At 65.8% G+C, this 13908-nt stretch carries 10 protein-coding genes and 1 pseudogene; 3 read left to right on the forward strand and 8 right to left on the reverse strand.

The features are described 5' to 3' along the window. Window positions 1-109: 109 nt before the first annotated feature. From D2E24_RS03240 to D2E24_RS03250, 3 genes and pseudogenes are all read right to left on the reverse strand, one after another. Complete coding sequence (locus tag D2E24_RS03240) at window positions 110-3004, reverse strand: glycoside hydrolase family 3 N-terminal domain-containing protein (protein WP_125967896.1); 2895 nt, start codon at window positions 3002-3004, stop codon at window positions 110-112. A 342-nt stretch (window positions 3005-3346) separates the two neighbouring features. Further along, the gene (locus D2E24_RS03245) at window positions 3347-4330 is read right to left on the reverse strand and encodes an aldo/keto reductase (protein ID WP_125967897.1); all 984 of its coding nucleotides are present in this window, start codon (window positions 4328-4330) and stop codon (window positions 3347-3349) included. Between the two features lie 247 nt (window positions 4331-4577). Next, window positions 4578-4685: pseudogene (locus tag D2E24_RS03250) on the reverse strand (IMP dehydrogenase); the annotation flags it as partial. A 134-nt stretch (window positions 4686-4819) separates the two neighbouring features. On the opposite strand from D2E24_RS03250, the gene D2E24_RS03255 reads away from it, so the two are divergent. From D2E24_RS03255 to D2E24_RS03265, 3 genes are all read left to right on the forward strand, one after another. Further along, on the forward strand, window positions 4820-5239 hold the full coding sequence (locus D2E24_RS03255; protein ID WP_125967898.1) for a hypothetical protein: 420 nt from the start codon (window positions 4820-4822) through the stop codon (window positions 5237-5239). Window positions 5240-5400: 161 nt separating this feature from the next. Continuing rightward, on the forward strand, window positions 5401-6375 hold the full coding sequence (locus D2E24_RS03260; protein ID WP_164520980.1) for a DUF4236 domain-containing protein: 975 nt from the start codon (window positions 5401-5403) through the stop codon (window positions 6373-6375). 375 nt (window positions 6376-6750) lie between these two features. Continuing rightward, window positions 6751-7992: a Fic family protein gene (locus D2E24_RS03265; protein WP_125967900.1), complete on the forward strand. Its 1242-nt coding sequence runs from the start codon at window positions 6751-6753 to the stop codon at window positions 7990-7992. Between the two features lie 89 nt (window positions 7993-8081). On the opposite strand, the gene D2E24_RS03270 is transcribed toward D2E24_RS03265, so the two are convergent. From D2E24_RS03270 to D2E24_RS03290, 5 genes are all read right to left on the reverse strand, one after another. After that, on the reverse strand, window positions 8082-8618 hold the full coding sequence (locus D2E24_RS03270; RefSeq protein ID WP_125967901.1) for a PBECR4 domain-containing protein: 537 nt from the start codon (window positions 8616-8618) through the stop codon (window positions 8082-8084). A 487-nt stretch (window positions 8619-9105) separates the two neighbouring features. Continuing rightward, window positions 9106-10206: a redox-regulated ATPase YchF gene (ychF, locus tag D2E24_RS03275; RefSeq protein ID WP_125967902.1), complete on the reverse strand. Its 1101-nt coding sequence runs from the start codon at window positions 10204-10206 to the stop codon at window positions 9106-9108. A gap of 41 nt (window positions 10207-10247) precedes the next feature. Further along, on the reverse strand, window positions 10248-10814 hold the full coding sequence (tsaE, locus tag D2E24_RS03280) for a tRNA (adenosine(37)-N6)-threonylcarbamoyltransferase complex ATPase subunit type 1 TsaE (protein WP_125967903.1): 567 nt from the start codon (window positions 10812-10814) through the stop codon (window positions 10248-10250). A gap of 100 nt (window positions 10815-10914) precedes the next feature. Further along, the gene (holA, locus tag D2E24_RS03285) at window positions 10915-11889 is read right to left on the reverse strand and encodes a DNA polymerase III subunit delta (RefSeq protein ID WP_125967904.1); all 975 of its coding nucleotides are present in this window, start codon (window positions 11887-11889) and stop codon (window positions 10915-10917) included. A gap of 77 nt (window positions 11890-11966) precedes the next feature. Beyond that, a complete protein-coding gene (locus D2E24_RS03290) occupies window positions 11967-13685 on the reverse strand; it encodes a ComEC/Rec2 family competence protein (RefSeq protein WP_164520981.1) in 1719 nt (572 codons plus the stop codon). Window positions 13686-13908 lie beyond the last annotated feature (223 nt).

The raw sequence follows: 13908 nt of genomic DNA on the forward strand, positions 1-13908 counted from the left end.
TTCGTTGATGGATGTTGTCGAAATCAGTGGAAGCCGTCCGAAAATCTCGGACGCCTTGGAGGAGACGGTCCGCATCCGGGGCAGCGGATGCGGGCCTTCGGGAGGAGAGTCAGTCGAGGGCCGCAGCCGATGCCTTGCGGCGGGCGGCGAACCTGCGGATGGTCAGGATCTCGAGTCCGATGGCCAGTGCCGCGGCCACGCCGGCGACGATCCAGGTGATGGTCTGCCACAGCGGGGTGGCGATTCTGGGCTCGCCGTCCGCGTAGTGGTAGCTGTTGACCGTCGTGTACAGGATGTTGTGCACGGCCTCACGCATCGCCTTCACCGAGGTAGCGGAACGGTCGGCGATGTGGTTCGTCCCGTCGATGGTGGAGAGCATCACGTCGTTGCCGTTGCGGATCATCTGGTCGCCGTTCTGGTATCCGAATCCGGCGAAGTAGTCGGACAGAACCATGCCGCGGAAGCCCCATTCGTCACGCAGCACGGTGTTCTGCAGTGGCGAATACGCGGCGGCGTAGGTGGGGCCGATGTAGTTGTAGGAGCTCATCACGGCCTGGGCGCCGCCGTCCTTGACGCTCATCTCGAACGGCTTGAGGTAGATCTCGCGGATCGACTGCTCGGTGGCCCACGTGGTGAGCATGGCCCAGCGGTTGGTCTCCTGGTCGTTGAGCGCGAAATGCTTCATGAACGCGTACACGCCCTTGGCCTTCGCTCCGGCGATCTCACGCGACGCCATCGCGCCGGAGAGCAGGCCGTCCTCGGAGAAGTATTCGAAGTTGCGGCCGGCGAATGGGCTGCGGTGGATGTTCATCGACGGCGCGTACCAGCCGGATGCGTCCATGTCGTGCGCCATGTCGGCGATGACGGAGCCGAACTCCTCGGCCAGGTCCGTGTTCCAGGTCGCGGCGAACGCGCTGGACGAGGGGAATCCGATGGAGCCGACGACGGTGAAGTTGTTGTTGAGCGAGGCGGGTCCGTCGAGGTCGCTCATGGCGATCTTGCCGATGGAGCGTACGGCCTGGGTGCCGTAGCCGCCCATCGCGATGAGGTTGTCCATCTCGTCGACGGTCAGCTCATCGAGCAGGTCGTCCCAGCGCGGGTCGTCCCAGTCGGCGCCGTACAGGTCGGCCAGTCGGACGTCGTTCTTCGCGCCGGTGGCCGGCATCTCGTCGGAGGCGTCGTCGTAGACGGTCGGATCGTAGTTGCCGTTGTTGACGAACAGCGCCTTGGACGCGTCGCCCATCGCGTAGTCGGCGGGGGCGGCGGTCGCCTTGTCGTAGTTGGCGAAGTGGCCGGCGCGGCTCAGGTAGGTCACGTCTCCACGGGCCTGGTCGAACTGGTTGGTGGCGACGGTCAGGTCGCCGTCGTGCGTGTCGTCGGCGGTGTTCCAGACGATGTCGTCGGCTACGGTGACGGTCTTCTCGTCGATGACGGTGTGCGCGTCGGAGCGGATGGAGATGCCGTAGTCGCCGGCTTCCAGCACATACGCCTTGGCATCGGTGTCGTCGTAGGAGGCCATGTCGTCATCGTCGAACGTGACGGTCAGCGTCTGCGATGTGCCCGGTTCCAGCAGGTCGGTCTTGTCGAAGGCGACGAGGTTGACGCTCGCCTTCTCGATGCCGCCGTCTGTGTACGGCGGGTTGTAGTAGACCTCGACCACTTCCTTGCCGGCACGGTCGCCCGTGTTGGTGACGGTCACGTCGAACGTGATCTTGCCGTCCGCGTAGGTCACGTCGCCCATCGTCTGCGAGAACGTGGTGTACGACAGGCCATGGCCGAACGGGTAGGCGACCGCCTCGTCATAGTCGATGAGTCCTTCCTCGGCGGCGGTCTCGTAGAAGCGGTAGCCCACGTAGATGCCTTCGACGTAGTGCACGAAGGTGGGCGTCTGGCCGGGCATGTACGGGTCGTCGTCGGGGACGGCGTACTCGTCCATGTTGTCGTAGGTGAAGCTGCCGATGTTGTTCCACCAGGGGCTGGCCTTGAGGTCGGTGACGAACGTGTCGGCGGTGCGGCCGGACGGGTTCGTCTCGCCGGTCAGGACCTCGCCGAGCGCGGTGAAGCCGTTCTGTCCGGCCGGCGGCACCCAGAGCACGGAATCGATGCCCGGATAGTCGGCGAGGAAGTCGAACTGCAGCGCGTTGGCGCCGTTGTAGATGAAGGTGACGTTGTCGAAGTTCGCAGTGACCAGGTCGAGCAGGTCGCGTTCGCTGCGGCTCAGTTCGAGGATGCTCTGACCCTGTTCGTAGTCGGCGTAGTCGTCGGAGTTGTCGGTGTAGGCGACGCCGTCGGCCGTCATGTCGGTCGGCAGGTCGATGTGCTCGCCGCCGGTGCGGGACACCACGACGACGGCGTTGTCGGAGAAGTTCTTCGCGTCGGCGATCAGATCGGACGGATAGTCGGCGGCGGGCACTTCGGGCAGCGTCCAGTCCTGCTCCCGCATGCCCACGACGGGACGGTCGGCGCGGTATGACGTGTACAGATCGCTCAGCTCGTCGTTGGTCGCCAGTCCGGCGTTGTGCAGGCCGTCGAGCAGCGACACGGTGGGATAGGTGTCGGACAGCGAGCCCGATCCGGTGCCGCCGTAGACAGGGTTGACGGAAGCCCAGCCGAACACGTTGACGTTGCGGTCGCCTTCGGCGTACGGCAGGCTGCCGTCGTCGTTCTTAAGCAGGGTGACGGCCTCGCGTTCGATTTCGGTGCCAAGCTCGTTGGCGGTGGCGACCGTCTCGTCGGTCAGCATGCGGCGCTCGGCGGTCGCGTTGGTCAGAATCGTGGCGAGCGGACCGTATGCCATCATCATCACGGAGACGACGATGGCGACGAACGCGACAATCCACGTCTGCGCGTGCGTGAACTTGCGGACCGCCGTGTCCGCGACCGTCCTGCGGTTGACGGCGAACGCGACGACGATCGCGACCGCGAGGGCGACGCCGATGGCGACCAGGTACGGGGTGAGCGTGCCGAGTATGTTGACGACATCGCTCCAGTTGATGCCCAGCATGGGACTCTCTCCTTCGATCTTCGTTGACTGTGTGGCGGGATGCCTTGCGTCGGAATCATGTCCGCCGCGCATCCGATGTCTTTCATCCTATGGAGTGATTCGCTGGAATATCAGTGAAATCAACGTTTCAGCGATATCGTGAACGTATCACTGTATACGCTCCACGCATAACAGAACATGCACGGTTTTCGACAGGACATGCATGCGCCGGCGACGCGCAGCCTTCTTCCGCCTGCGTACGTAAAGAAGAACCGGCCCTCGGGATTCCGAGAACCGGTTCCGTGCACGGCTGCGCCAGTCCGTCCAGCCGCGGCTCGGACGGCAACGGCGTGCAGCCCGCGGTCAGTGCACCGCGTGGCCGCCGAATACGGCGGACATGTCGACGCCGTCGAGCACCGCGTCTATGGACGCGACCTCGTCGGGTGACAGGCACAGGTCGGCGGCCCCGGCGTTCTCCGCCAGCCGCGTCTCGTTGCGGGTGCCGGGGATCGGCACGATCCACGGGCGTTTGTCGATCATCCACGCCATCGACAGCTGGGCGGGCGTCGCATCGTGCGCTGCGGCGAGGTCGCGCAGCAGGGCGAGGAGCGCGCGGTTGCGTTCGTCGCTGCCGGCGGCGTACTGGGGCATCGTGTTGCGAAAGTCGCCGTCGGCGAACCGCTGGCCGGCGTGGAACGCGGTGGACAGGAAGCCGTTCGCCATCGGCGAGAACGCGACGAATCCGACGCCCAGTTCGTCGCATACGTCGAACAGCGGCTCGTGCCAGCGGGCCATCATCGAATAGCGGTTCTGGATCGCGGTGACCGGGCAGACGGCGTGCGCGCGCCGCAGGTACGTCTCGTCGGTTTCGGAGATGCCCCAGTGGCGGATTTTGCCGGCGGCGATCAGCTCGCCCATCACGCCGGCCACGGTCTCCGGTTCGACGCGCGGGTCGATGCGATGCTGGTAGTAGAGGTCAATCGTTTCGACGCCGAGCCGGCGCAGACTGCCGTCGACGGACCGGCGGATCGTCTCGGGCGACGAGTCGACCGTGAGCGTCGTCCCGTGGTGGGCGACGCCGAATTTGGTGGCGATGACGACCTGGTCGCGCACCGGGGCGAGCGCCTCCCCCACGATGCGTTCGTTGTTCGACTCGGTGCCGTCGGCGAACGTGCCGGTGTAGCATTCGGCGGTGTCGAACAGCGTGTACCCGAGTTCGACGGCCCTGCGGATGATGCGGACCGCCTCGTCTTCCGGTATGGCCGGACCATACGCGTGGGACAGGCCCATGCACCCGTATCCGACCGCCGACACCGTCAAATCCCGGCCCAGCACTCTCGTTCGCATGTTTTGCAATTTCCTTCTTCGATACGTGTTCTACGCCGTTCAGCGTAGTGGAGCGGACACCATCGAAGAACGATTCGAGGGAAGAATCCCATAGCCGTTCGTCATATAGCCATGCACGGTACGCATGACCTTGAGCGCGAATTCTCCGAAGGAGTCCGGGATCCATCGCCCCGACATCGGGAAGGCTCCGTTCCCGACCGTACGGAAACGGAGCCTTCGGGCAGCCACTGCCGGCCGACGGTTGCGACTAGAAGCGGATCAGGGCCTTGATGACGCGACGGGCGTCCATGTCCTCGTAGGCGGACTGGACGTCGTCGAGCGCATACTCCTTGGTGAACACGCGGCCCGGGTCGATTCGCCACCACATGCACTTCATCATCCCAAACCATCCGCTCAGCGTAGGCCCGGCCGCACGTCGGAGGGACGGCCGCCGTACACTGGAGGCACCGGCGACGATGCCGGATTGATTGCAAGGGAAGGTGCGTCATCATGTGGTTTCCATTCGATGCGATGTTCTCGATGTTCTCGATCGTGTCCGCGATCATCACACTGGTAATCATCGGCATGCTGATCGCCATTCCGGTGCACCTGTCGCGCGAGCGCCGCGAGATCCGTCAGGCGTGGCATGACGGGTACGCGCATGCGATGGCCGTCCATCAGGCCACGCCCGGCGCATCCGCCGCATCCGTCGTCTCCGCCGGCTCCGACGCACCGTCCTCCGGCGGCTCGCGCGATCCGGGTTCCGGGTTCCGGTCGCGCAGCGACGCGTGGGCGGCCGGCTACCGGCAGGCGGTCGGCGAGCATGGCTGGCGATGGTCGGAGCGTGATTCGCAGGAGCTGTGGCACAATCCGCATGCCACGGGCGATGCGGCGCGCATCATCGCCCGCAGTCAGCCGCCGATGGCGTAGAACGTCCATCATCATTCCAACATTTCCACCGGTACCGGCGGCATGATCACCTGACGGTCGTGTCGGATATCATCGAATCGACGGCGACGTCACGAATGACGGTCAATGAGGAACGGTCTTCCGCGACGTCGCACCGATCGGTTCCATCAGGAGAGGAAGTCATGGGATTCAGATTCCGCAAGACCATTTCGCTCGGCAAGGGCGTTCGGCTGAACGTCGGCAGCAAGGGCGTGTCCAGCATCACCTTCGGCAAGCGCGGCGCGCCGCATGTGACCGTCGGGCGGAACGGGACACGCGTGGGCGCATCCATCCCCGGCACGGGCATCAGCTACAGCACCAAGATCGCCGGGACGGCCAAGCCAGCAGGTGCGACACGCAAGGAGAAGCGCAAGGAGGACCGCAGCATGCGACGCATGGGCAAGAAGACCGTCTCCCCCGGCACCGACGTGCAGGTCATCGACACCGTCAGCCTGCCGGTCATCGACGCCACGGAGATTCCGCCGACCGATCCCCCGGCGATGGCGCCGGACGGGTCCCGCTCTCCGTCCGGGAAGCGCAAGGGAGGATGGAAGCCCGTCGCGGCGCTGGCCGTGGCGTTCGTGCTGGGCGTCGGCGCGGGAGGCATGACCGCGAACCCGACCGACAGCACCCAGTACAAGGAGCTGCAGACGCAACTCGTCGAAGAGCAGTCGAGATCCGCCGAGATCCAGCAGCGGCTGGACGACCTGTCCGATCAGGTCGACGGTCTCGACGAGCAACGCACCCAGATCGAACAGCAGCAGGCTGAGCTGGACAAGAAGCAGACCGAACTCGAGAAGCAGCAATCCGAACTCGACAAGCAGAAGACCCAGCAGGAGCAGACGCAGAAGGATCAGGACAAACGCCAGTCCGACCTCGACGCGAGGGAGGCCAACATCGCCCAACGCGAGCAGGAGAAGCAGCGCAAGCAGCAGGAGGCCATCCAGGCGGCCCAGCAACAGCAGTCGCAGGCCGTGGCGCCCCAGCAGCCCCAGCAGAACGTCTACTTCAAGAACTGTTCGGAGGCCCGTGCCGCCGGCGCGGCGCCCATCTACCGCGGCCAGCCCGGCTACTCGAGCAAGCTCGACCGCGACGGCGACGGCATCGCCTGCGAATAAAAGCGAATAAGCCGATTCCCGCCATGGAGACCACATCATGGTTTCGGCGACCTTCACTTGGAGATGCCGGAACCATGGTGTCCGTATATCTGGCGTCATATATTCCGCAGCCGCGAAGCATGCTCGCGGTCGGATGAATGATGTCCGAAGCAGACGCTCTTCTTCGCTCCGACGACTCCCCTACATCATGAATCGCAGCGAATCCGTGGCCACATGGTCAATGACATTCTTTCGGATAGTTCATTACCTCTATTTTCGGGCATATCCTTGAACACTGCATTTCATCTATATATTGATTTTTACCATTTTCGACATATAGAAGGCTAGACTGAATACATAAAACATAGATATGCCCGAAATCAAGGTGATCGGTAAATGCAGTACAAGAGCATCAGGCAGACCATCGGCATGTCCAGGTCGACGGAGCCGCCGTCGGAGCTGGCGCAACGCGAATACGAGTCGCGACTGAACGGGTGGTCGACGTTCCGTTCCGGGATCACGTTCGACGGGCATGAGATGTTCGTCGTATGCTTCCGGGAGCTGAGCACGGCGCTCGATGCCGTCAGAGAGCTCGAGGTGCGCGTCGAATCCCTGTGGAACGGGCTGCCGACCATCGCGAGGCGCGCCTATCTGTTCGACCTCATCGGCGCCGAAGTGCAGAGCACCAACACGATCGAAGGCGTCCATACCACTCGTAGGGAGGTCACGGACGCATTGGAGGCGGCGAGCGGAGAAGGATCGCACAAACGGCTGGTGGAATTCGCCAAGCTGTTCCTCGGCCTGTCCGGCGAGGGAGAGCAACGGCTTGACCTGCCGCGAGAACTGCAGGACATCCGCGGCATTTACGATCAGGTGACCGCCGGCGAGATCGCGGACAAGAACCGCCCGGACGGTGACCTGTTCCGTCAGGGGAAGGTCGCCGTATGGGATGCGAACGGCCGCAGGCTCCACGACGGCGCATACCCCGAATCCGAGATCAAGGTGCAGCTGACCAAATGGATCGCTTTGCTCTCCGACGAGGGCATCCCCCCGGTGCTGAGGGCGGCGATGTGCCATTACGCCTTCGAATGCATCCATCCGTTCTATGACGGGAACGGCCGGACCGGCAGGTTCCTGATGGCGCTGCAACTGAGCAAGCATCTGAGCGTGCCCACCGCGATATCGCTCAGTCCGGTCATCGCCGACGCCAAAAGCCAGTACTACAAGGCGTTCGACGACGCTCAATTCCCGCTCAACTGTTCGGATGCGTCGCTGTTCTGCCATCGGATGGTCCGATTCATCATCACGGCGCAGCGGAACATCATCGACGATCTGGATGGCAGGCGCACCGCGCTGACGGCGGCTCAGGACCAGCTTGGCCGCTACGTCGAGCAGGAGGGCCTGACGTCGAACCAGCGGGAGATCCTGTTCCACCTGCTGCAGGTGGAGCTGTTCGACGGCGACCCGCAGCCGGTGTCGCGCAAGAGCCTGCGCGCCCATCTGGACGTCGGCAACACCAGACTGATGACCTCCATCGAACGTCTGCTCGCGCTGGGACTGCTGCAGGAGCATGGCATGCGCCCGATCCGGTACTCGCTGTCCGAAGCCGCCCGGGAACGCTTCCTGCGACTGCGGTAGCGGCCGCGATAGAGGCCGACTCCGGACGTATCAGTCATGTACATCAGCGAAAAGCCCCGACCGCTCATCTACGAGCGCCGGGGCTTTGGTCAGCCGTCTGTGGTCGGCCGGTATTCGATGCGGTCGATGCGGTGGATGGCGCTGCCAGGCTTCATGGCTTTCTCGTAGGATTTGCGGACGAGTGACTGCGGGTAGTAATAGTCGTGTTCACGGTCGTAGCCGACGCCGATGCACCATACGGTGTTGCCGGTATAGAAGAGGATACGGCTGTTGCCTGATTCCACGATGACTTCGGCTTTGTCGAGATGGAAGGCCCCGGTGATGGCTTCGGCCTTGTATGGGAGCCATCTGGGGTCTCCGTTGGGGGCGAGTTGACGTTCGGAAATACGTTTGCCGGCGGCTATATGTTCGTAGAGTTTGACGTACGGGTATCGTCTGGTGCGGGTGCCGTCGGTGTAGTAGTCGAGGCCGCACAGATGAGCGAAGTTCGAAGCCTCCCACCGGACGGGCAGGGCAAATCCGTCCTCGCAGATGAACGTGGTGGTCATGCCGACCAGTCTGGAGTATGCGGGGATGGCGGCTCTCGCCGATGCGAGCATGAGGCTCTTGGCCTTGGTTATGTTCATGCGCACCCCCGTGAAGTCAAAAAAATTAGAGGGGCATCCGGCGAAGATGCCCCTCCGAAGCCGCGTGACCGTCTTTTTACAGTCTTCTGCATGACTAAACCCGAAGGTCTGTTGTGGCATCGGTCCGTCCAAACCGTCTGGCCCTGCCAGTGGGCGGTGACATCCAGCTCTCGCGGGTGGCGTTCATGATTGCGCCATCGGATGCCTGCGGCAGCCGGTCATGCGGCCTCAAGCCGGAAATCCCGCCCCACCAGCAAGGCGGACTCAGGCTTTCAAGCTCGCCTCACAGCCTAACATCCTCATCGACGAAAAGCCAACTCCTGTGCCGTCAGCGAGACGCGACAGGAACACTGCCGCCCCTCAAAGGGGATCCCATCGTGATTCCATCCGCACGGGAAACACCGGTTTCCCGATAATCGAAAAGCGGCGTGGTACCCGCGTTCCAGAACTCCGAAACGCGGGCACCACGCCGTTTTCGGCAACCGGCTTACTTGCCCTTGGACACGTTGAACTTGAACTCGACGATGTCGCCGTCCTGCATCACGTAGTCCTTGCCTTCGAGGCGCAGGCGGCCCTCCTCCTTGATCTTGGCGATCGAGCCGGAGGCGGCCACGAAGTCGTCGTAGGAGACGACCTCGGCCTTGATGAAGCCGCGTTCGAAGTCGGTGTGGATCACGCCGGCGGCCTGCGGGGCGGTGTAGCCCTTGTGGATCTGCCAGGCACGCACCTCCTTCTCGCCGGCCGTCAGGAACGTGGACAGGCCGAGGATGTCGAATCCGACGCGGGCCAGCTGATCGAGGCCCGACTCGTCGAGGCCGGCGTCGGCGAGCATCTCGCGCGCGTCCTCCTCGTCGAGGTCGGTCAGGTCGGCTTCGAACTGGGCGTTGAGGAAGATCGCCTTGGCGGGGGCGACGGATGCGGCCAGACGCTCCTTGAGCTCGTCGTTGGCGAGTTCGGCGTCGTCGACGTTGAACACGTAGATGAACGGCTTGGCGGTCAGCAGGTGCAGGTCGACCACGTCGGCCTTGTCGATGCGGCCTTCGGAGGCGGCGTGGTCGATGGTCTCGCCCGCTTCGAGGATCTCCTTGGCCTTCCTGACGGCGGCCACGTATTCGGGGGTGACCTTCTTGCCGCGCAGGTCCTTCTCGAGCTTCGGCAGCGCGTTCTCGATGGTCTGCATGTCGGCGAGGATCAGTTCGGTGTTGATCGTGTCGATGTCGTCGGCCGGGTCGACCTTGCCGTTGACGTGCACGATGTCGTCGTTCTCGAACGCGCGCACGACCTCGCAGATCGCGTCGGCCTCGCGGATGTTGGCGAGGAACTTGTTGCCCAGGCCTTCGCCTTCGGAGGCGCCCTTGACGATGCCGGCGATGTCGACGAACGTGACGGTCGCGGGCACGATCTTCTCGGTGTGCACGAGTTCGGCGAGCACGGGCAGGCGCTTGTCGGGCAGCGGCACGATGCCGGTGTTCGGTTCGATGGTGGCGAACGGATAGTTCTCCGCAAGCACGTTGTTGCGCGTCAGCGCGTTGAACATGGTGGACTTGCCGACGTTCGGCAGACCTACGATTCCAATGGTAAGAGACATGCCTTCCAGTCTAAGGCCACGCTGGACGTCGGCGCGGGCCGTCAGCCGAGCGACGCCGCGCGGTCGCGCCATGCGTCGCCGACCGGCACGAGCGTGACGGTGCGCACGCCGTCGCCGGTCAGTTCACCGTCGGCGGACGTCGCCGCGCCGGCGCGCACGGAGCGGTCGATGTGGATCTCGAGCCGTTCCGGTGCGAGCGCGGCGGCCATCTGCTCGCCCCATTCCATCAGCACGACCGTGCCGGCGCCGGGCGATTCGAGCTCCTCGTCGAGGCCGAGCGATTCGAGCTCGTCCAGGAGACGGCCGATCGCGTCCTGGCCGGGCGCGTACGCATTGCCGCCCAGCCGGTACGCGTCGACGTGCACGAGGTGTGCGGGCGAGCCGTCGGCGAGACGACCGTCGAGTTCGCGCGCGATGGTGAACGTGGGCGACACGATCGGCTCGTCGATGCCCAGTCCCCGTCCGAAGCCCTGTGCGAGCGTGGTCTTGCCGGCGCCGAGCGGGCCGGACAGGAGCAGCACGTCGCCGCCGCGCACGATGCGCGCGAGGCGTTCGCCCAGCGCGCGCATGTCGTCGCCGGTGGGCACGTCGATGGTGATTGCGGTCATGGTCGTGGGTCCTCCCCTGTTCCGTGTCGTCTGATAGGTGCGGGTCCGATGCGGCCGGATGCCGGCGGTCGCGCCCGTGGTTCCGTGGCGGTCGCGGCCGTCAGCGTCCCTTGTGGCTGATCGCCTCGATGCAGCGTTCGAGCGCGTACACCGGGTCGCCGCCGTTCGTCTTGCTCTGTTCGTCGGCCCATGCGAGCAGCTGCACGCAGCGGGCCATGCCGGCGGACGTCCATCCGCCCAGCTGGCGCATCGAGTTCTTGAGCACCCACGGGTTCATCTTCGCCTCGGCCGTGCTCAGCGTGCCGGATTTGACGGCGGACGCCTTGGCGAGGCCGCGCAGTTTCATCGCGAGCGCGCCGATGAGCGCGATCGGGTCGGTGCCCTGTTCGACGGCGGCGCGCATCTGCACGATCGCGTCGGCGGTGCGTCCGGCGATGGCCGCGTCGGCGACGGCGAATCCGGTGACCTGCGGGTTGGCGGTCATGTACTGGTTGACGCGTTCGATGCCGATCGGGTCGTCGTCGAAGTCGAAGCACAGCTGGTCGCACATGGCGGCGAGTTCGCCGGTGCGTTCGCCGAGCACGGCGACGAGCTGCTGGGCGGCGAGCGGGTCGACGCGGCGCCCCTGCCGTTCGAAGCGTTGGATGGTGAAGTTGAGTTTCGCGTCGGCCTTCTTGAGGTCGGGGACGGTCTCCTTGCGCGCGCCGGCCTTCTCGAGCCGGTCGACGAGCCGTTTGCCCTTCACTCCGCCGTCGTGGCGGCAGATGACGACGCTGGCGTCCGTCGGATCGTCGGCGGCCTGTCCGCAGTAGTCGACGATCGCGTCGCCGAGTTTCTCGTCGGCGTTCTGCAGGTTGGTGACGACGACGATGGCCGCGTCGCTGAGCAGCGACGGGCTGACGGCCTCGTCGAACGCGTAGCGTCCGGCGACGGTCGCGTCGAGTTCGACGGTTTCGGCGTCGGGGCGCCGGTGTTCGGCCTGGATGCGCAGGTCCCGTGCCGTCTGCTCGTTGAGGTACGGGTCGCCGCCGTATACGATGCGTACCGGCGCGCCCGCCCCTGCCTTTTTCGCCATGCCCACCAATCTGACCGTATCGCTGGACAACGCCGTCCGCGCGCGGGGCCGTGCATGGGTCCGATCGTAGGTCCCGGTCATGGTCCGGCCTCCCGTCCGGGCGGGTCCGCCCAGTCGGTGCCGAACGCGTCCGCGGTGCGCTCCCACCATAGGGCGATCCGGTCGCGGATGCGCGGGCGGAACGACTGGCCGGGCAGGCCGGGCACGTCCGTGCGCAGCCGTCGCGCGAGCCGTCGCCCGGCGACGACCAGCAGGGCGAGCGCCGTTTCGGCGGCGAGCATCAACACCGCGCCGGCGATGCCGTCGACCCATGGGAGGGTCGCGTGTTCGCCGGCGGCGAGTCGGGAGGCGACGGCTTCCATGACGCGCGTGCCGCATGCGGCGAGCCGGGCGGGCGGGTAGCCGAGGACGGGGCTGATCCAGGAGAGGGCGAGCGAGGCGAGGCCGGCCATCGTGGCGAGGTCGACGAACGGCGAGACGAGCAGGTTGGCGGGGATGGAGGCGAGCGGCAGTTCGGGGCTCATGATGATCTGGATGGGCAGGGTGAGGCTCTGCGCGGCGACGGTCATGGCGAGCGGCGCGGCGAGGAAGGCGGGCAGCAGCATGCCGAGCCATGCGCCGATCGGCCCGGCGAGGAGCACGATGCCGAGTACGGCGGCGCCGGAGAGCGCGAACCCGTAGCTGCGCGCCATGGTCGGGTCGACGGCGAGGACGATGAGGACGGTCCAGCTCAGCGCGCTGACGGATTGGCTGCGGCGGCCGAGCCAGTGGGCGCCGGCGCCGATGAGTCCCATGACGAGCGCGCGGCGCACCGAATCGGACGGGTACATGCCGGCGGCGAGCAGCAGGTATGCGCCGGCCACGCATGCGGCGGTGATGCGCCGCGGCGTGAGGAACCGGGCGCACAGGCGGCGGATCAGGCCGGCGACGAGCATGAAATGGCCGCCGGATACGGCCATGAGATGCATGATGCCGGATCGTCGGAAGTCGTCCTCGACGCGCTGCGCGTACGTGCCGTCGATGCGGGAGACGGTGCCGTCCGCGGCGACATGGTCCTGGCCGAGCATGCCGAGCGTGAGCCCGGGCACGAGGATACGGCCCTGGTCGGGCAGCCGGTCGGCGACGGCGAAGAACGCGTCGTGCATGCGGGCGATGACGCGCTTGTGCAGGCAGGGTGCGCGGATCGTCTCGATGCCGGACGATCCGCCGGCGGTCTCGCTGCCGGCGGTCAGCCACAATGGCTGCCGCCCGTAACGCGCCTCCGTCAGCACGCCGCGCACGCGTACCGTCGCGCCGTCGGCGAGCGCCGCGCAGTCGCGGCCGGACGCGTACAGTCGCGCCGGCATCGCGGACGCGCGTTCGACGAGCGCGTCGGCCGCGGCGGGGTCGGCGGCACTGACGACGGCGGTGTTCTCCCCCGTTCGTTCCGTCATGCCGGTCGTGCCGAGGACGTCAGCCGGCGCGGCGACGGCGTCGATGATGACGTCGGCCTGGCAGTCGGTGTCGCGCGTGTCGGCGACGGCGGCGGGCGTGCGGATGCGCACGCGGACGGTGACCGTCGTGTCGCCGGCGCGGACGGCCGTGGCCGCCGGGTCGGCCCATTGCCGCAGGTCGACGGCGAGCGTGGCGACGCCGATGGTCAGCGCGGCGGCGCAGGCGACCGTCATGATGCCGTGCGTTATGCGCATGCCGCGCGCCACGGGAGGTGCGAATATCCGGTGGACCGGCAGGACGGTCAGGATGACCAGTATGGCGGTGATGGCGACCGGCGCAATCGCGATGAGGACTCCGGCCACGATCGAATCCGGACCGGCTGCCGTTGCCGTGGCCGTATCCAATGTCGGTATCGGAGTCGTGGATGGCATCGCGTCTGACGCTGCGGAGGCAGTGGTCGAAGCCGACGATGCGGGCGGACCTTCCATGATGGTCGTGAATCCGTGGTGGACGGCGAGGCCGGACGCCCATGCGAACAGGGCTGCGGGCAGCATCCGCCAGTCGCGGCTCCCCTGTTCTCGATCC

The organism is Bifidobacterium samirii (genome assembly GCF_003952945.1).
Lineage (GTDB): Bacteria > Actinomycetota > Actinomycetes > Actinomycetales > Bifidobacteriaceae > Bifidobacterium > Bifidobacterium samirii.

What these genes read in the sequence shown, in the direction of transcription:
- D2E24_RS03255 (WP_125967898.1), top strand. Translation starts at nt 4,820, where the DNA reads ATGTGGTTTCCATTCGATGCGATGTTCTCGATGTTCTCGATCGTGTCC.
- D2E24_RS03240 (WP_125967896.1), bottom strand. Translation starts at nt 3,004, where the DNA reads ATGCTGGGCATCAACTGGAGCGATGTCGTCAACATACTCGGCACGCTC.
- ychF (WP_125967902.1), bottom strand. Translation starts at nt 10,206, where the DNA reads ATGTCTCTTACCATTGGAATCGTAGGTCTGCCGAACGTCGGCAAGTCC.
- D2E24_RS03260 (WP_164520980.1), top strand. Translation starts at nt 5,401, where the DNA reads ATGGGATTCAGATTCCGCAAGACCATTTCGCTCGGCAAGGGCGTTCGG.
- tsaE (WP_125967903.1), bottom strand. Translation starts at nt 10,814, where the DNA reads ATGACCGCAATCACCATCGACGTGCCCACCGGCGACGACATGCGCGCG.
- holA (WP_125967904.1), bottom strand. Translation starts at nt 11,889, where the DNA reads ATGGCGAAAAAGGCAGGGGCGGGCGCGCCGGTACGCATCGTATACGGC.
- D2E24_RS03245 (WP_125967897.1), bottom strand. Translation starts at nt 4,330, where the DNA reads ATGCGAACGAGAGTGCTGGGCCGGGATTTGACGGTGTCGGCGGTCGGA.
- D2E24_RS03270 (WP_125967901.1), bottom strand. Translation starts at nt 8,618, where the DNA reads ATGAACATAACCAAGGCCAAGAGCCTCATGCTCGCATCGGCGAGAGCC.
- D2E24_RS03265 (WP_125967900.1), top strand. Translation starts at nt 6,751, where the DNA reads ATGCAGTACAAGAGCATCAGGCAGACCATCGGCATGTCCAGGTCGACG.